Origin of the sequence: Myxococcus sp. CA051A, assembly GCF_013336705.1 — a bacterium.
Lineage (GTDB): Bacteria > Myxococcota > Myxococcia > Myxococcales > Myxococcaceae > Myxococcus > Myxococcus llanfairpwllgwyngyllgogerychwyrndrobwllllantysiliogogogochensis.
Window position 1 is genome coordinate 556,802 of the sequence record NZ_JABUMS010000002.1, and the last position, 17,855, is coordinate 574,656.

Sequence of the window (17,855 nt, forward strand, 5' to 3'; positions counted from 1 at the left end):
GCGCCCCTTTCAGTCTCTTGCCGCGCTTCACCGCGCGGGGCCGTAGGAGGAGAACGCCATGGCCGGCGGAATGGACACAGGGCAAGGTGGTAAGGGTGGCAAGAAGCCGCTCGATACCGCCATCAACCTGACCGCATTCATCGACCTGATGGCAGTGACCATCAGCTTCCTCATCATGACGGCGGTCTGGACTCAGATTGGCCGACTTCAAGTTTCCCAGGCGGGAGGTCCCTCCACGGAGGAGGAGCAGCCGCCGACGGAGACCAAGACGGTTCAACTGACGCTGCTCATCACCCCGTCGGAGCTTCGGCTGTCGGCGGACCAGAGCACGTTCGACCCCATCCCCCTCACCAAGGACGGCAAGGGCAAGACGGACCTGTCCAAGCTGGTGGCGCGCTTCAAGGAGTTGAAGGCGCAGCTTCCGGACCAGACAGCCATCACCCTTCAGCCCGAAGACAAGGTCCGTTACGAGGACCTGGTCCGCATCATCGACGAGTGCATCGGCTCTGGGTTGCCCCAGGTGTCGGTGTCCGCGGCGATGGGCTAGCCGAGCACGGAGCCACTCTCAGTCATGGCCATCAAGGTTCCAGGCAAGCGGTTTGGCAAGCGCCTCCAGCACTCCAAGGTGTTCGGGCACGGCGTCCACGGGAAGCGCAACGGCTACGCCGACCTGCTCATCACCCCGCTGGTCGACATGTTCGTCATCATCGTGCTCTTCCTCATCGCGAACTTCTCCGCGACGGGTGAGGTGCTGATGATGACCAAGGACATCCAGCTTCCCGAGGCGGTCCACGTCCAGGAAGTGGAGATGCACCCGGTCGTCATGGTGTCCGGCGAGCAGGTGAGCGTGTCCGGCACCATCGTCGGTCGCGTGGAGGACTTCTCCAAGGACGAGTACCTCAACATCCCCGCGCTGGAAGAGAAGCTGCGGGACATGAAGAAGCAGTTCGAGGACCTGCACGCGATGGCGAACGACGACGCCAACACGTTCAAGGGCGACATCAACATCCAGGCGCACAAGGATGTGGAGTACGCCATCATCAAGCGGGTGATGTTCAGCTGCGCCACGGCCGGCTACAACAACATCAACTTCGCGGTGATGACCGTCGCCGGACCGGACGACGCCACCACCGCGGCCGTCACGCCCTGAGCGATTGCTGAACGGGCCTCGAAGCCCTGAACGCCCTGGCCCTTTCGGCCGGGGCGTTTTTGTTTTTTCCGGAGACCTCATCTCATGCAGCTTCGTGCCGTCTTCTTCGACCTCGATGGGACCTTGGTGGATTCGCTGGGGGACATCGCCGACGCGATGAACCACGCGCTGGCGCACCACGGCCTGCCCACGCATCCAGAGTCCGCCTATCGCCGCTTCGTCGGTGAGGGAGTCAGGGAGCTGGCGCGCAGGGCGGTGCCCGCGGGCCGCGAGGACCTGGCCGCGCCGGTGCTGGAGACGTATCGCGCGTACTACGACGAGCACCTCTTCGATAGGACGGCGTCCTACCCCGGCATCCCCGCGCTGCTGGCGACGCTCGCGGAAGAGGGCGTGGTGATGGGCGTGCTGAGCAACAAGTCGGACAGCTTCGTGAAGCGACTGGTGGAGCGGCTGTTGCCGGGTGTGGCCTTCGCGCGGGTGTACGGCGAGCGGCCGGGCGTGCCTCGCAAGCCGGACCCGACGGCGGTGCTGGGGATGGCGGCGGAGCTGGAGCTGGCCCCTGGCGTGTGCGGCTTCGTGGGCGACACGGCCGTGGACATGGACACTGCGCGCGCGGCGGGCATGTACGGCGTGGGCGTGACGTGGGGCTTCCGGGACGCGGAGGAGCTGCATGCGCACGGTGCGCGCGCGGTGGCCACGACGGCCCAGGAGCTGCTCACGGCGCTTCGCTCGGCGAGCGTCTGAGCGGGGCTGTGTGTCTCGGGCGGCGGGGACACGACCAGCACGGGCGGGGTGTGCTCGCGAACAATGAGCGCAAGAATGAGCAAGACGACCCGGCCGTCGATGCCTAGGGTCCACTCGACTTCGGCGAGGCGCCGACGCTCTTCTTCCGCGAGCACTCCTCATGACCTTTCCCCTGGGCGATGCGAACTTGGACTCGAAGCGGCGGTGTCTTCGCGCGTGGCAATGGACGCGCCAGGACCAGCCCGGGAGCGAGTACTGCGAGCTGCGTGAACTCGACGGTGGCTGGGAGCTTGCGGGCTCTGTGGTGGTCGCGGAGGAGGCGGCGCCCTTCCTCGCGGAGTACTCCGTCGCGTGCGACTCACGATGGCTGACCCGGGAGGCGCGCATCCTGCTGCGCCGGGGCGGCACGTCACAGTCGCTCGTTCTCCGTGCGGACGAGCAGCGACGCTGGTGGCGCGGCGACGAGGAGGTCCCCCAGTTTCGGGGCTGCACGGACGTGGACCTGGGTTTCACGCCCTCGACGAACACGTTGCCCATCCGTCGGCTGTCGTTGGAAGTGGGGCAGTCGAGCGACGTGACAGCCGCATGGGTGCGCATGCCGGACCTGGCGCTGTTGCCGCTGCCGCAGCGCTACACGCGGCTGTCGCCCACGCGCTTCCGGTACGAGAGCCGGGGCGGCAGCTTCGTCGCCGAGCTGGAGACGGATGAGCTGGGCCTGGTGACGCGCTACCCGCCCGCATGGGAGCGCGTCGCCGTCACGTCGCGTTGAGGCGCCTGGGTTCTAGCCCTGCGTCGACGGCTGGACGGAAGAGTGCATCGGAATCGGTGCGTCCCGGGCCCCGAGCCGTGTGCACGGGCCGTGGCTTTCACCCGTCGCCCCCGGCCCTTACGATGGGGCCGTGAGGTGCATCACTTGAACACCCAGGGCCCTCCGCCCGGTGCGAATGTCCTGCTGAGTTTGTCGAAGTTCCGCCTCGGCCGGATGCTGCTGTGGATCGCCGCGGTGTGGCTCGGGCTGATGGCGCTCGTTCCGGGCCCCGGGCAGAAGGAGCTGGTGACAGCAGCCCTGTTTCCCGCCGTGCTCGCGGCCTCGGGGAGCTGGAATGCCTGGTGGGCGGAGCGTGAGTCCCCACGGCCCGGGACGATGGCGTGGCTGTTGCCCCGGCTCATGCTGGGCGCGGTTCTCCTGGGAGGCGCGGCGCTCCTGCTGTGGTGGCGCAGGCGGCGGGACGTGAAGGTGCCACTGCCACCGGCTCCGTCGCCGGAGGACGTGGACCGGTGGGCCCTGGCGGAGCTGAGCGCGGACACGTCGCCGAGAGAGCGTGTGGCGTGAGCGTGTCCGCGAAAACGAACACGGGCTCTCAGGCTCCGACGATGCAGTCCGCACCGTCGGGAGTGCCAGGCGCGGAAGAGGCCGCCGTGAATGCGGTGTCGATGGAGCGGAGTCCCTTCGGACAGCTCGACACGGCGCTTCCGTCCAGTGATTCGATGCTGGCGGTGAGCACCACGGCCGAGCCGCTGGACGCGGTGTCGACGTCGTCCGAGCCGGACCCAATGACCGAGGCCCCTCCCACGAACCAGCGCCGCGTCATGGCGGTGTCGACGTCGTCCGAGCCGGACCCAATGACCGAGGCCCGTCCCACGAACCAGCGCCGCGTCATGAAGGACGTGGCGCGCGCGGGACTGCGGATGCTCGTGGGCGTGGTGCCCGCGTTGCTGGGCTCGGGCCTGTGGGGCGCGGTGAAGGGCTTCTTCCTCTTCGGCGCCTTCGGGCTCGCCCTGGCGGGGACCTTCGTCCTGGCGCCGCGCTGGCTCGGCATGCCGCCGACACCTGGCTGGCTGGAAGCCCTCAGCCTGGGGCTCACGCCGTTCGCGCTGGCCCTGGCGGGCGGGTACGCCCTGATGCTCAACGGGGTCGGCTCGCGGCTCGCCCAGGAGGCACAGGAGCGAGGGTGGATGGGGTACGCCTACGCGGTGCTCAAGCCCGCGGCGCTCCATGTCGCCCGGCGTTTGCGAAGCACGGGGCCGCTCGGTCGCAAGGAGCTGATCCAATCCATCGAGCACTCCGTGGCCGAGCAACTGCGCGAGCTTCCCGAGGAGCGCACCGGGCCGCCCTCCCGCACGGAGCGCCTGGAGCGCTTCCTCATGGAGCAGTCCTACCGTGTCCTGGGCGCCGTCGCCCTGCGCACGGTGCTCACCGCGCCCGACACCGCGACGGCGGTGCGAGGACTGGAGACGCTCGCCGTGGACCGGCTGGAGGGCGCGCTGGTGGAGACGCTGGAGGACGTGTTCTTCGTGCAGCAGGTGCTCGCGCTCATCGCGGGGGTGCTGGTCGCCGCGATACCCACGTTCATCCTGCTGTTCTCTCGCTGAGCGGAAGAAAAAAGCGCGGGCCGACCACCCCTGTGAGCCGCCCCGCGCCCCGCGAGCCTCGTCGCTAGACGATGGTCACGCGGTATTTCTCTTTGTCCTCCGCCCGGTTGTGCGCGGTGGCGGCGGAAATGATGTGGCACACCCAGCCCAGGCACCCTCCGGTGCCAATCCAGAAGCCCGGGGTGACGATGAGCCAGAAGACACCGCGCAGAATGTCGCCGTTGTAGATCTGCCCCACACCGGGGATCAGAAAGGACAGCAGGGCTGCGATTCCGGGTCGCGACATCGTCTAGGTACCTCCTCCTTGTTCTTCCCTACGCACCCCCGCCGAAGTGATTGCATCCGCCGGAGCTTCCGACCTATCGGCTCCTGGACGCTTGCCTGCCCTGCGCGACGGGGGGAAGGTGCAATACCGGGCCTGGCCCGCTACCATGCACTCCACTTTGTGAACCCGCCGGGTCGGCGGACGGGTCTACCGGGGGGACGGTCATCATCATCGGGCTGATTCGAGCCAGCGCACGCGCGCTTCGCGGACGGCATCTCTTGGAGATGCTTGTCCTGGCGGGCGTTTATCTCGCCGTCGCCCGGCTCGGCCTGTCCCTGTCCACCGTGGGAGGAAATGTCAGCCCTGTCTGGCCGCCCACGGGGGTGGCGCTGGCGGCGCTGATTCTGCGCGGTCCCCTGCTGTGGCCCGGCATCTTCATCGGCGCGTTCCTGGCGACCGCGTCCACGGGGGTGCCGCTGTCGGTGGCCCTGGGGGTGGCGGCGGGGAACACGCTGGCCACCGTGCTGGGGGCGGCGCTGACGCGGCGTCTGCGCATGGGCTCGGACCTGTCACGCATCCGTGACGTCGTCGTGCTCTGCGTGGGCGCGGGTGCGGTCTGTACCGGTGTGAGCTCGCTGGTGGGGCCGCTGTGCCTGCTGTTGGGTGGCGCGCTGCCGTGGGAGCTGTTGGGCCGCGCGGTCTGGGTGTGGTGGGTGGGGGACTTGATGGGCGTGCTCGTCGTGGCGCCGCCGCTCTTGTTGCTGAGCCGCCCCACCTGGCCGCACCGGCTGGGCGAGGCGGTGGCGCTGGCGGGGCTGACCACCGTGCTGGGCGCGAGCGTCTTCCTCTTCCGGAACGCGCAGCCCGGCTTCGCGCACGCGGCCAGCTTCCTGCTCTTCCCGATGTCGGCGATGGCGGCGTTGCGCTTCGGGCCTCGGGGCGCGGCGGCGGCGACCCTGGCCATCTCCACGGTCGCCATCTTCGGCACGGTGCGAGGGCAGGGGCCGTTCTCCTCGGGCAACGTGGCGCAGGACCTGCTCGTGCTCCAGCTCTTCGTCGTCGTCAACGCGGTGACGGGGCAGTTGCTGGCGGCGGCGAGCGAGGAGCGACGGCGCGCGGTGGAGAAGCTCCAACTGCTCGCCACCACCGTGAGGGGTGTACACGAGGGGGTCTTCATCGCGGAGGTGGAGGGCCCCGGCAGGCTGCGGACCGTGTTCGCCAACGAGGCGCTGAGCCTGCTGCTGGGCCGGCCTCCGGAAGAACTGGTGGAGCAGGACCCGTGCAAGATGTATGGGGACCAGGACCCCCGGCTGTGTCAGCGCCTGAACGCGGCGCTGCTGGCGGGCGAGTCGCTCTGCGTGGAGGTGACGGTGCCGCGCAAGGATGGCCGCCTCGTCTCGACGGAGGTGCTGCTGTCGCCGGTGCGCGCCACGGGCGGAGACGTGTCGCACTTCGTGGCGACCCACCGGGACATCACCGCCACCAAGGAACTCCAGGCGCGACTGGTGGCGGCCGAGCGTGTCGCCGCGGTGGGGACGCTCGCGGCCGGAGTGGGGCACGAAATCAACAACCCGCTGGCCTACCTGGTTTTGAACCTGGAAGCCGCCACGCGCGCGCTGTCGGAAGGCGGGATGCTGGGGCAGCGGGACGCGCAGTCGAGCGTGCGCGGCGCGCTGGAGGGCGCCGAGCGCATCCGCCTCATCGTCCGCGACCTGCAGGTGTTCAGCCGTCAGGGAGACCAGGACCGGACGCTGGTGGACCTCAACGCGCTGGTGCCTCCGGCGGTGCGAATCATCAGCCATGCGCTGCGCCACCGCGCGCGGCTGGTGGAGGAGTTCGGCCCGGTGCCGAAGGTGCTGGGCAGCGAGGCGCGGCTGGGGCAGGTGCTGCTCAACCTGCTCGTCAACGCGATGCAGGCGGTGCCCGAGGGCAATCCGACGCTGCACGAGGTACGCGTGCGCACCAGCACGGACGCATCGGGCCGGGCCCGCGTGGACGTGGTGGACACGGGCATGGGCATCTCCGCGCAGGTGATGGCGCGCATCTTCGAGCCCTTCTTCACCACCAAACCCACCGGGGAAGGCACCGGGTTGGGCCTGGCCATCTGTCAGCAGATTGTCCGCACGCATGGCGGCGAGCTGGAGGTGCGCAGCGAGGAGGGCAAGGGCTCCGTTTTCACCGTGCTGCTGCCCGCGGCGCCGGTGCAGATGGAGGTGCCACCCCGGCCCGTGGCGCGTGGAAAGCCCGCGGTGCCCTCCACGGGCCGACGTGGGCGCGTGCTGGTGGTGGATGACGAGCCCCGGCTGGCGCAGTCGATGCGGCTGTTGCTCGAGCCCTACCACGACGTCGTGATGACGACGCGAGGCAGCGAGGCCCTGGCGCTGGTGTCGGCGGGGCATCGCTACGACGTCATCCTGTGTGACTTGCAGATGCCGGAGGTCGATGGCGCCACGCTCTACCGACGGCTGGGCGTGGTGGCGCCGGAGCTGACTCGGCGGATGGTGTTCATCTCCGGCGGGGCGTACACGGCGGAGACGCGGGACTTCATCGAGACGGTGCCGAACCTCGTGCTGGAGAAGCCCGTGCGGCCGGAGGTGCTGATGGCCTCGGTGGATGCGGCGCTGGACACGCTCGCCGCTCAAGACGAGGACGACGGGCCCGTGGTCGCCCGCGCGGGCGGCGCACGCCACTGAGGGCGGCGCCACCCGGCGGAAGCGGTTACTGCCGGTTGCTGATGCGCTGCTGGAAGAGCCAGGTCCAGAGGGCGGGCGTCGCGTAGGCGTTCTGCCACAGCGTGTTCGAGTGGCCCACGCCGGGATAGACGGTGGGGCTGAGCATCGCGCTGGTGGTGCCTCCGCACTGCGTCTCCAGCATCGTCTTCAGGCCCGTCGACTTGTCCGCTCCACCCTGGGAGTCCGAGCCCCCATGGAAGGGCCAGGTGGGCAGGGTGCGCAGGTTGCAGATGTTGGCGACGTTCGTGGGCGTGCTCGTGACGGCGATGGGGACGAAGGCGGCGACCTTCGACATGTAGACGGGAAGGCCGGCGGAGTCGTAGAGGACGTTGGCGCCGCCGCTGAAGCCGGTGAAGTACACGCGGTCCGTGTCCACCAGGTAGTCCCGCTTCAGGTCCTCGAGTATCGCCATGAGCGTGCTCACGGTGAAGTAGGCCTTCTCGTTGCCGATGGGGCCTTCCTTCCAGTAGTGGAGGGACGCGGCGATGGCACCGAAGCCCGCGCGGTAGGTGCTGGAGTTCAGACTCCAGGCGAGGCCCTCCGCGTTGCTGGAGACCGACAGGTGGTCATTCGCGAGCATCACGCCGCCGGTCCCAGGCAGCGAGATGATGAGGGGCCAGCGAGCGTTCCGGTCCGCGTTGTAGCCAGCGGGGAGGAACAGCGCGTACGAGTAGCGCGAGTCGCGCACGGCGATCTGCTCTCCGGCGGTGCATGACAGGGGGCCCGTAGACGTGGTGGCGGGCTTGCCCATGACCTTCAGTTCCCGCACGAGGCAGGGCTCGTTTTCGTCCCCATCGCTGTCCAGGCAGAGCAGGCGAACCTTGCTGGCGATGACGGGTGCGGTGAAGGTCACGTTCTTGAGGGTGGTGGCCCCCGGATTGTTCCGCACGGAGGAGCCGGGAATGGTCTTCCAGCAGCCACCGTCCCATGCCTGGAGGTCGAAGTTGGTCATCGCGGCGGAGGAGTCCGTGGAGAAGGACAGATGCACCTCCGCGCTGTGGATTTCGTAGGCACCCTGGAGGTCGACGTCGAGATAGGTGCCTGGCTTGTTGGCGTAGACGGACTCCCAGCGGGTGGAGAGGTTGTCATCGGTGGCGCGCGCCGCGACGTTCGAGCCGCTGGTGTGCATGGCGACAGCCGGCTTGAGTCGCGCCACGTTGGTGAGGGTGCTGGCGTTCGTGACGGTCACCGTCGCGGTGTCCGCGTGAGTCGCGCCATCGTCATCGGTGACGGTGAGGCGGAAGACCAGCGTGCCGACGGCGAGCCCGCTGACGGAGAGTGATGGGGTGTTCGCGCCACTCAGTGAGGCCGTGGGGCCGCTCACCTGGGTCCACGAATAGGACGCGATGTTGCCATCCGAGTCCGTGCCCGAGCCCGTGAGGGTGATGCCCGCGTTGGGCAGCACCACGGTGCGGTCCGCGCCCGCGTTGGCCACGGGCGCCTGGTTTGGCGGGGCGTTGGTGACAGTCACAGTCACGTCGTCGGAGTGGGTCGCTCCGTCGTCGTCCGTGACAGTGAGGCGGAAGACGAACGTCCCCGCCGAAAGCCCACTGACGGCCAGCGTGGCGGTGCTCGCGCCGCTCAGGGTCGCGGTGGTGCCGCTGACCTGGGTCCACGCGTAGGAAGCGATGGTGCCATCCGCATCCGTACCGGTTCCGGTGAGCGTGAGGCTGGACGTGGGAAGCACCAGGCTCCGGTCCGCGCCCGCGTTGGCCACGGGCGCTTGATTGGCGCCAGGGGTGGCGGGCGCACCGAAGACCCAGACCTCCTTCACGCGGCAGTTCGAGGTGCCGGGCTCGTTGCAGAGGAAGCGGACCTTCTGACCGCGCACCACCTGGGTGAACGTCGTGGAGACCGCCACGCTGGTGTTGCCCGTCCTGGCCGCGCCAGGGATGGGCTGCCAGGACGTCCCGTCATGGTAGAGCAGGTCGAAGTTCGCGATGGGCTTCGTGCTCTGGTAGCCCGTGTAGACCTCCGCGCGGTGCAGGTCGAACGTCCCCTGCAGGTCGATGTCGAGATATCGCGGCGCGTAGATGTACTCACCCGTGCACCATCGCGAGTCGTCCGACGTGATGTTTCCATCCACCGCGTACTGTGGAAGGAAATGCTGAGGGTCCAACTGGGTATGGGACGCCGTCGTGGGCTTGTTCAAGGTGACATTGACGAGCCCATCGTCCAGCGCCGAGGCCCTCGAGGACACCTCGGCCGCACCCGGTGCTTCGCCGCAAGCCGACAGCACCAGGGCGCCGATACAGCTCCCCCACATGATGAACTTCTTGTTCAAGGTGAGACCTCCCAGACAGGAATACAAATCCTGTTTAATCTAGGAGTGAGTGCGAGGTACACTGGCAGTCGCGATGTTCTAGTTTCTGTGATACCGTATTGAGTCGGGCCCTGGTGCGGGCCTGGACGCTCAGTCGATGCGGATGACGACCTTGCCGGTGGTGCTCCGCTCCGCCATCGCCCGATGTGCCTGGGCGACTGCTTCGAGCGGGAAGGTCTGTCCGATGACCGCCTGGAGCTGACCTCGCTCGACGAGCGAGAGCGCTTCACGGAGCGCCGCCTGCCTCAGTTCGAAGGGAAGGGTGAAGGTGGCGAAGCCGATGATGGCCTGGTTCTGGGCCAGCATTCCGGTCATCTGTTCCCGGCTCCACTGCGTGTCGAACATGCTCTCCGCGCCGAACAGCACCAGCCGTCCCCGGAAGGCGAGGGCCTGAAGGCTCCTGCCGGGAAGCTCTCCGCCGCCCGCCACGAAGACGATGTCCGCGCCGAGTCCACCCGTGGCCTCGCGGACCCGGGCGGGCCAGTCCGGCTGGGACGTGTCCACGACCGCGTCCGCTCCCAGACGCAGGACGACGTCCCGCTTGGCGTCCTGGCTCACGCCACCGATGATGCGTGCCGCTCCCATCCGCTTCGCGAACTGCACGAGGAACGTCCCCACTCCTCCCGCGGCCGACGGGATGTAGACGGACTCGCCCTCACGCAGCCGCGCACCCTCCCTCAGTCCGAGCAGCGCGGTGGGGGCCTGCGCGGGCAGGCAGACCGCCTGCTCGAAGGAGACCGCGTCGGGAAGGGCGAGCACGGTCGCCGTCGGCGCGATGGCGTATCCCGCGAAGGCCCCTTGATTGGGGAGGACGGCGACGACGCGCGTTCCTTTCGTGAGGCCCTGGACGCCAGGTCCCACGGCATCCACGACTCCAGCGGCCTCCAGGCCCGGGACGAAGGGCAGCGGCGGCGTACCGGGCATGCGGCCCTCCCGCTGGCCCATGTCGGTGAAGTTGAGTCCCGCGGCGTGCACGCGGATGCGCACCTCGCCCTCTCCTGGGGTGGGGGTGGGCACGTCGTCGAGGCGCAACTCCTCGGGTCCGCCGAACTTGTGCAGGCGAATGGCTCTCATGAGGTCTGTCTCCTGGACGGCAGGCCGTGGGGTAGGGAGGCTCGTGCTTCCTCGCCCGCCGCGTGAGTGGACCTATAGTCCTGGGTGAAAGGACGAACATGCGCCAGAAGTCCGTTTCTCTCGTCCAACCGTCCGGCGAAAAGCCCGGGCTCGATGTCCTCGCGGACGTGCTCCAGGGCGTGCACCTGCGCAGCCGTGTGCACGCGCGCTACGAGCTGACGGCCCCGTGGGGCATGCGCATCGACGGCTCTCCGCTCCCGCTCTTCTACGCGGTGATGCGCGGCAGCTGCCTGCTGTCCACGGACGAGCGGGAGCTGTCACTCGCGGGCGGAGACTTCGTCTTCGTCCCCGCCAACGTGAAGTTCACCTTGAAGGACCGCCGTGGCACGCGCGTGCTTCCCATCGCGGAGGTCTATGCGACGCGAACGCCCATTCGCTGCGGAGGCCTGTTGCACTACGGCGGGGGCGGCGAGGCGGTGACGCTGGTGGTGGGCTCCTTCACCTTCGAGGGCGAGACACTCAGCCCGCTGGTAAGGCACCTGCCGACGCTGCTCCACGTCCGGGCGGATGACCCCAAGTCCCCGAGGTGGCTGGAGTCGACGCTGCGCTTCGTGGCCTCCGAAATCGAGGCCAGGCAGCCTGGACATGAGACGGTGGTGAGCCGACTCGCGGATGTCCTCTTCGTGCAGGCCTTGCGAGCGCACCTGGAGTCGTCCTCTGGGGAGGGCGGCTGGCTGCGAGCGCTCGTCGACCCGCGCATCGGCGCGGTGCTCCAGCGCGTCCACGAGAATCCCGAGGCCCCGTGGACGCTGGAGGGGCTCGCCCGGCTCGCTGGCATGTCGCGCTCGGTGTTCGCGGAGCGCTTCAAGTCGCTCGTGGGTGAAGCGCCGCTGGCGTACATCGGCCGGTGGCGAATGCACCGGGCCATGGTGCTGATGCGCGGCCGGGACGTCGCGATGGCGGAGGTGGCTCGTGCCGTGGGCTACGAGACGGAGAGCTCCTTCGGCAAGGCGTTCCGGCGCTGGGTGGGCATGACACCGGGCGCGTTTCGCCGACAGGCCTGAAGGAGCGTCCGTCCCCAACTCAGGGCTTCTTCGAGGGAGCCTTGTCGGCTGCGTACACCGCATCACGAACGGCGCCGGGGAACCCGCCCGACATGCCCTCCAGCGCGGTGTTGGTCAGCGCCACCACCGTGAGTCCCCGCTGCGGGTCCACGAACCAGTTGTGTCCGTACGCACCACCCCACTGCCACGTCCCCGCCGACTGGGGGCTGTGGGTCGGGGACGGGTCGATGAGCACCGCCGAGGCGAGTCCCCAGCCCCAACCCGGTCCCTGCGGTTGCGACTCCGGGCCCACGTGGACGGAGCCCAGTTGCTCGACGGTGGTCTGCTTCAACACCGGCGCCCCGCCCTTGCGCAGGGCCTCCAGGAACTTCACGTAGTCGCTCGCCGTCCCCACCATGCCCGCGCCCCCGGAAGGGAAGGCACGCGCGTCCAGGGCCCGGCTCGGGGTGTAGTGGACCACGCCCGCGCCAAAGGGGATGTCGAAGGTCTTGCCCATGCGCACGGGGACAGGCTTTCCGTCCGCGTACGGCGTCGCGAGCCGCGAGACGTCACTGACGCGGAAGCCCGTGTCCTTCAAGCCGAGTGGCTGCGTGACGAGCCGTGAGACGACCTGGGGCAGCGGCGCGCCTCCCGCGCTCGCGACGACGGCGCCCAGGACGTCCGTGGCCAACGAGTAGGCCCACTTCTCCCCAGGCTCCGAGGCCAGCGGGGCGGTGGCGAGGCGACGCAGGTTCTCCTCCAGCGTGAGCCCGGGAGGATTGTCGAGCCCGTCGGAGACCTGGGCCTTTTGATAGGCCCCCTGTGCTGGCTGGTTGAAGCCGTAGGTCAGTCCCGCCGTGTGCGTCAGCAGGTGCCGCACGGTGATGACGGGCTCACGTCCATCCGGAAGCCTGGGGCGGAACGTGGGCAGCCACTTCGTGACGGGGTCCTCCAGGGACAGCTTGCCCTGGTCGATGAGGGCGAGCGCCGCGACGGAGACGAGCGGCTTCGTCATGGACGCCAGTCGGAACACCGCGTCCTCTCGCAGGGGCTTCTTCGCCTCGCGGTCCTCGAAGCCCGCGGCGCGCCGGTAGATGACCTCTCCGTCCTTCGCGACGATGACGACGGCCCCGACGATGCGCTGGTCCGCGAGCGCCTTGTCGATGACCGGGTCCAGGCTCGCCGCGAGGGCGCTCGATTCAGGACTCACGACGACAGCGCTCGGTCGGGCGCTCGCCTCGACGGCGCGCGGCTCCGGCTTCACGGACGTTGCGGGAGAGACACCAAGACCTGCGGCCACCAGGAAGGTGGCGATGGCGGAATGCATCGGGCGGAACTCCTATTTATGTAGCGAGTGTTTTATAAATAGGAAGCCCATTTCCTGATTTCAATAGTGAGCGTTATGAAAAGCGACATCGCCCCTCGGCCCCGGCCGCGCGGAAGGCCCCGCGAGTTCGATGAGACGAAGGCCCTGGACCTGGCCGTGGAGGTGTTCTGGCGGCTGGGTTACGAGGGCGCGTCGGTGGCGGACCTCACTGGCGCCATGGGCATCACCGCGCCCAGCCTCTACGCGGCCTTCGGCTCCAAGGAGGGCCTGTACCGGCGCGTGCTGGAGCGCTACCAGCAGGGCCCCGGGGCCCACACGTGGCTGGCGCTCACCGAGGAGCCGACCGCGCGGGGCGCCATCGAGCGGGTGCTCCGGGAGTCGGCCCGGGCCTTCACCCGCCGCAAGCAGCCGCCCGGGTGCATGATTTCGACGGGTGTCCTCCGGTGCGCGGAGGCCCACCAGCCCGTCGCCGACCTCGTCGCGGGCCTCCGCTTGAACGCGGTGAAGTTGGTTCGCGAGCGCATTGCCCGGGGAATCGCCGCCGGGGAGCTGCCCCCGGAGACGGACGCGGGGGCCCTGGCGCGGTATTTCGGCGCCGTGGTCCAGGGCATGTCCATCCAGGCGCAGGACGGCGCGAGCGAGGCGGAGCTGCTCGGCCTGGTGGAGGTGGCGATGCGGGCCTGGAATGGAGGGGCTGGCCGCCCGCGCGCACGGTAGTCGTCGAAGGGGCGTCCCGACGGAAAGTCCCTGCGAATCCAGTGGGTTGTGCCCGGCCCCTCCGGTGCGGGCCGCGGTGGGACGCGGGTTTGCGGTGCGACGGGCGCCCGAGAGGCTTATCAACACGGGTAAGGATGCCCGACATGACCGCCCAAGAACGCGTCGAGCGCGCCGCCGCCAGTGCGCTGAAGGTCTTCCCGCTGCCGTCGGCGGTGCTCTTCCCCCATACCGTCATCCCCCTTCACATCTTCGAGCCGCGCTACCGGGCCATGGTGAAGGACGCGCTCGCGACGGACCGCGTGGTGGCGCTGGCCCAGTTGGAGGACGGCTGGGAGGGCAAGTACGAGGGCCGGCCACCGATGCAGTCCATCATGTGCGCCGGCGTCATCGTCTGGGACGAGGAGGTGGAGGAGGGGCGCTACAACATCCTCCTCCAAGGTGTCAGCCGCATCCGCATGGTCACCGAGCTGACCACGGACAAGGCGTACCGAGAGGTGCAGGCGCTGTCGCTGCCGGACCTGCCGTATCAGGGGCCGGAGGAGGAGCGGCTGCGTCAGGCCGTCTTCGAGCTGGCCGGGCGCGTGCCGCCGACGTTCGCGGAGAACCTGCTGCCCGTGACGGCCCGTGCGGCGGGCGGCAAGCTCGCGGACGTGGTGGCCTCCGCCATCAGCCCGGAGGCCGAGCGGCGCCAACAGCTCCTCGCGGAGCTGGACGTGAAGCGCAGGCTGGAGGCGGTGCTGGAGGACGTGGGCGAGCTCATCGCCCGGCTCCAGCCCGTGCGGCCCCTGGGCCCGTTGAACTGACCCACCCGTGCGCCCCGGGGCTTGGGGCTTGCCTTGTGCTTCGCTCCGAGCATTGCTGAGCCCCGCGTCGGAAGCGAAAGGGGAGCGGGAGAATCATGCGGCTCGTGAAAGTCGGCATCGCCAGCGTCAACACCACCGTCGGAGCCTTCGTTCGCAACACGGACCGGGCCCTCGTCCTGGCGAAGCGGATGTCCGAGGACGGCGTCACCGTGGGCGTCTTCCAGGAGCAGCTCCTCGCCGGCTACCCCGCCGAGGACATGGTCCAGTGGCAGGGCTTCATCGACCGACAGTGGCCGGAGCTGGAGCGCTTCGCGCGCGAGACGGCCGCGCTTTCCACCGTCTTCGTCGTCGGCGTGGGCGTGGCCCTCCAGGGACAGCGCCTCAACTGCGCGGCGGTGGTCGCCGGAGGCCGCGTGCTGGGCCTCGTCCCCAAGGAGAAGCTGCCGACCTACAGCGTCTTCTATGAGGCGCGGACGTTCGGCCGCGGCCAGCCCGGCATGAAGGAGCGCTACCGGGGAGTTCCGCTGGGTGACTACCTCTTCCAGTTCGACTTCGGCCTCGTCGCGCCGGAGGTCTGCGAGGACATCTGGAGCGCGGACGGTCCCATGCGCCGGCGCACGTACTCCGGCGCGGAGCTGGTGGTGAACATCTCCGCCTCGCCCTTCCGGCTGGGCTTCGTGGAGACGCGCCGCGAGCTCATCGCCACCCGCGCCGCCGACCACCAATGCACCATCGCCTACTGCAACGCGGTGGGCAGCAACGACGGCCTCATCTTCGACGGAGGCGGCTTCCTCAACCAGAACGGCCGCCACGTCATGGAGACGCCGCGCTTCCAGGAGGGCTTCGCTGCCGCCGTCGTGGACCTGGACCGCACCTTGCGCCTGCGCGGCGAGGCCACCACGTGGCGCGTGGACCGCGAGGCGTGGCTGACCACCGGTGGCCAGGGCACCGCGGTGCTGGACTGCACCGACGCGGTGCGTACCCGGCGCGAGTCCCTGACGTACCCCGTGCCCGCGCACCGCAGCTTCTTCCTGCCGACCCCGGACAAGCGAAGGCCCGCGCGCGAGGCGCTGTGCGAGGACATCCTCGACGCGCTGTCGCTGGGAGTGGGCGACTACTTCGAGAAGACGCGCGCCTTCAAGGTGCTGGGCATCGCCCTGTCCGGTGGCCGTGACTCGCTGTTGACGCTGCTCATCGCCCACCGCTACGCGAAGCGCGCGCGGCCGGAGAACCCCGGCTCGCTCATCCAGGCGTTCTACATGCCCAGTCGCTTCTCCAGCGACTCCACCCGCGACGCGGCGGAGACGATTGCCCGCGAGCTGGGCGTGGCCTTCCAGGTGGTCTCCATCGACGAGGCCTTCGAGCGCGAGCGCGACGTGGCCGCGCGGATGCTGGGCGGTGTCCCCGTCACGCCGATTACCGAGCAGAACATCCAGGCCCGCCTGCGCGCCCAGCGCATGTGGAACTGGAGCAACTCCTGCGGCGGCCTGTTCCTCCAGACGGGCAACATGAGCGAGAAGTCCGTGGGCTACACCACCATCGGTGGAGACCTGATGGGCGCGCTCGCCGTCATCTCCAACCTGCCCAAGACGGTGGTGATGTACCTCTTGGACTACCTCCAGGAGGTGACGGGCTACGAGGGCATCCGCAAGGTGCTCGCCAAGCCCGCGGGCCCGGAGCTGGCGCACAACCAGGTGGGGGAGGAGGAGCTGATGCCCTTCCCCATCCTCGATGCGTGCTTCTACCTGTTCGCGAGCGAGAAGCTCACGCCCTCGGAGATGCTCCAGGCGCTGACGCCCATGTTCCCGGAGGTGGAGGCGGCACGGCTCGGCGGTTACGTGGACAAGTTCGTCCGCCTCTTCACGCAGTCCATCTACAAGTGGGTGCAGTCGCCCCTGTCGCTGCACGTCGGCAACCTGGACCTGGACCGCGAGCGCGCCCTGCAACTGCCCGTCGTCACCGGCTCGGAGTGGATGCGCGAAAAGTAGCCTGCTCGTGCAACCGTGTTTCCCGGGCTCCACGCCTGGCTGGCTGCTCAGCGGCCAGCCACGCGGGAAACGCTACCCAGGTGTGCCTTGCCGGATGTGTCTTCGCAAACAACCTTCATGTCAGCCACTCGACGACGGAGGGTTGGATGAAAGCGAAAATTCTGGCAGGCGCCATCGGGGCGCTCTTTTACGGCACCTCGGCACTGGCCTCGGACGGCGATTGCCCACCACCACGGGCGAGCGCGGGGAACCCGGGACAGGGAGTGTTGCTGGCTCAATCGCAGGACACCTCTTCTGGTGACTCGCTTCAGGAGGAAGACATCATCATCGAGACGGAGCCCGTGCCCGATTCCATGGGGACGGATGACGACTCGGGAGTCGGCGGCAGTGGACAGAGCGGGCAGGATGACTCCTCGTCCTCGAGCTCGTCCGCCATCGGAGGCAGCCAGGCCGCTCCACCCGCGCAGGGTGAGGTGTACCTGAACATGCCGCTGCGCTGCGAGCCGTCGAACCAGGACTCCCAGCAGCAGCAGGGGACCGGTGGCAGTGGCTCCAGCGGACAGCAGGACGACATCCAGGGCCTGCAGGCCCCGCCGCCGCAGTCCTCGCCCCAGCCTCGTCCCGAGGCCGCGCCCGCGGCGGAGCCCCGCTCCGAGTCATACCCGGCGCTGCCCCAGGATGACGCCACGGGTGGCAGCGGCATCACCGCGCCTCCGCCCTCGGACTTTCGTCCCTCGGCTGAAGCCGCGGAGCCTGTCGAGCCGCTCGAGGTGAAGAAGAAGGACAAGAACGACATGAAGGGTCTGAGCGTGATGCTGGGCGGCGGTGTGGAGGGTTACACCGGCGCGTTGGCACCGCAGCTCAACCCGGGCCCCACCGCGGGCGTGACGGCGGCCATCCGGCCGTCCAAGGTGTTTGGCATCGAGCTGGGCTATACCGGCGCCATCAACGACATCGATTCCAAGCGTGGCGAGGTGAGCGTGGACGGTCCTGACCTCGTGCGCAACGGTGGCACGGCCGTGGCGACGCTGGGTCTGTTCCCCTCCGCGTGGCAGCCGTACGTGCTGGGCGGCATTGGTATCAACGATTACAACTTCCGGGGCGGCCAGTCGCTGGGCTACCGGGATGACACCGTGGGCAGTGTCCCGGCGGGCGTGGGCCTGCGGGGCCACGTGGGTCACTTCACGGTGGATGCGCGCGCCAACTACAACTTCCTCTTCGACAAGGAGTTCGCCCCCGGCATCGAGTCCGGCGGCGGCGACTTCGACAACGGGGGTAGCTACCAGGGCGTCGTCAGCGTGGGTGGTACGTTCTGA

At 69.0% G+C, this 17,855-nt stretch carries 16 protein-coding genes; 12 read left to right on the forward strand and 4 right to left on the reverse strand.

Annotated elements, in window-relative coordinates:
* The first annotated feature begins 58 nt into the window (after positions 1-58).
* The 6 genes from HUA74_RS07700 (at position 59) to HUA74_RS07725 (ending at position 4,267) form a co-directional block, all read left to right on the forward strand.
* Positions 59-547, forward strand: a complete 489-nt coding sequence (locus HUA74_RS07700) for a biopolymer transporter ExbD (protein ID WP_141642172.1) — start codon at positions 59-61, stop codon at positions 545-547.
* A gap of 24 nt (positions 548-571) precedes the next feature.
* Entirely contained in the window at positions 572-1,150 is a 579-nt protein-coding gene (locus HUA74_RS07705; protein ID WP_141642171.1) for a biopolymer transporter ExbD, read from the forward strand.
* An 84-nt stretch (positions 1,151-1,234) separates the two neighbouring features.
* Positions 1,235-1,894, forward strand: coding sequence for an HAD family hydrolase (locus tag HUA74_RS07710; protein WP_141642170.1), 660 nt, complete (start codon positions 1,235-1,237; stop codon positions 1,892-1,894).
* Between the two features lie 160 nt (positions 1,895-2,054).
* Entirely contained in the window at positions 2,055-2,663 is a 609-nt protein-coding gene (locus HUA74_RS07715; protein ID WP_174454007.1) for a putative glycolipid-binding domain-containing protein, read from the forward strand.
* A 144-nt stretch (positions 2,664-2,807) separates the two neighbouring features.
* Positions 2,808-3,227, forward strand: a complete 420-nt coding sequence (locus tag HUA74_RS07720; protein WP_141642168.1) for a hypothetical protein — start codon at positions 2,808-2,810, stop codon at positions 3,225-3,227.
* A gap of 2 nt (positions 3,228-3,229) precedes the next feature.
* A complete protein-coding gene (locus HUA74_RS07725; protein ID WP_254624962.1) occupies positions 3,230-4,267 on the forward strand; it encodes a hypothetical protein in 1,038 nt (345 codons plus the stop codon).
* Positions 4,268-4,331: 64 nt separating this feature from the next.
* On the opposite strand, the gene HUA74_RS07730 is transcribed toward HUA74_RS07725, so the two are convergent.
* A complete protein-coding gene (locus HUA74_RS07730) occupies positions 4,332-4,553 on the reverse strand; it encodes a hypothetical protein (protein WP_141642167.1) in 222 nt (73 codons plus the stop codon).
* Between the two features lie 263 nt (positions 4,554-4,816).
* Between HUA74_RS07730 and HUA74_RS07735 the strand changes: the two genes are divergently transcribed.
* Positions 4,817-7,225: an MASE1 domain-containing protein gene (locus tag HUA74_RS07735; RefSeq protein WP_174454358.1), complete on the forward strand. Its 2,409-nt coding sequence runs from the start codon at positions 4,817-4,819 to the stop codon at positions 7,223-7,225.
* A gap of 25 nt (positions 7,226-7,250) precedes the next feature.
* Here the strand turns inward: HUA74_RS07735 and HUA74_RS07740 are convergent, their stop codons facing one another.
* Together HUA74_RS07740 and HUA74_RS07745 are read right to left on the reverse strand one after the other, a co-directional pair.
* Complete coding sequence (locus HUA74_RS07740) at positions 7,251-9,548, reverse strand: discoidin domain-containing protein (RefSeq protein ID WP_174454008.1); 2,298 nt, start codon at positions 9,546-9,548, stop codon at positions 7,251-7,253.
* 129 nt (positions 9,549-9,677) lie between these two features.
* Positions 9,678-10,661 carry an NADPH:quinone oxidoreductase family protein gene (locus HUA74_RS07745; RefSeq protein WP_141642165.1) on the reverse strand — a complete coding sequence of 328 codons (984 nt, stop codon included), beginning with the start codon at positions 10,659-10,661 and terminating at the stop codon, positions 9,678-9,680.
* Between the two features lie 98 nt (positions 10,662-10,759).
* Between HUA74_RS07745 and HUA74_RS07750 the strand changes: the two genes are divergently transcribed.
* Entirely contained in the window at positions 10,760-11,725 is a 966-nt protein-coding gene (locus tag HUA74_RS07750; RefSeq protein WP_141642164.1) for an AraC family transcriptional regulator, read from the forward strand.
* Positions 11,726-11,744: 19 nt separating this feature from the next.
* Here the strand turns inward: HUA74_RS07750 and HUA74_RS07755 are convergent, their stop codons facing one another.
* Positions 11,745-13,031 (reverse strand): serine hydrolase, encoded by a 1,287-nt coding sequence (locus HUA74_RS07755; RefSeq protein WP_174454009.1) that lies wholly within the window; start codon positions 13,029-13,031, stop codon positions 11,745-11,747.
* A gap of 75 nt (positions 13,032-13,106) precedes the next feature.
* Here HUA74_RS07755 and HUA74_RS07760 point away from each other — a divergent pair, with 75 nt between their 5' ends.
* The 4 genes from HUA74_RS07760 (at position 13,107) to HUA74_RS07775 (ending at position 17,855) form a co-directional block, all read left to right on the forward strand.
* Complete coding sequence (locus HUA74_RS07760; RefSeq protein WP_174454010.1) at positions 13,107-13,748, forward strand: TetR/AcrR family transcriptional regulator; 642 nt, start codon at positions 13,107-13,109, stop codon at positions 13,746-13,748.
* A 143-nt stretch (positions 13,749-13,891) separates the two neighbouring features.
* Entirely contained in the window at positions 13,892-14,551 is a 660-nt protein-coding gene (locus tag HUA74_RS07765) for an LON peptidase substrate-binding domain-containing protein (RefSeq protein WP_141642161.1), read from the forward strand.
* 95 nt (positions 14,552-14,646) lie between these two features.
* The gene (gene nadE / locus HUA74_RS07770) at positions 14,647-16,539 is read left to right on the forward strand and encodes an NAD(+) synthase (RefSeq protein WP_174454011.1); all 1,893 of its coding nucleotides are present in this window, start codon (positions 14,647-14,649) and stop codon (positions 16,537-16,539) included.
* A gap of 146 nt (positions 16,540-16,685) precedes the next feature.
* On the forward strand, positions 16,686-17,855 hold the full coding sequence (locus HUA74_RS07775; RefSeq protein ID WP_174454012.1) for an outer membrane protein: 1,170 nt from the start codon (positions 16,686-16,688) through the stop codon (positions 17,853-17,855).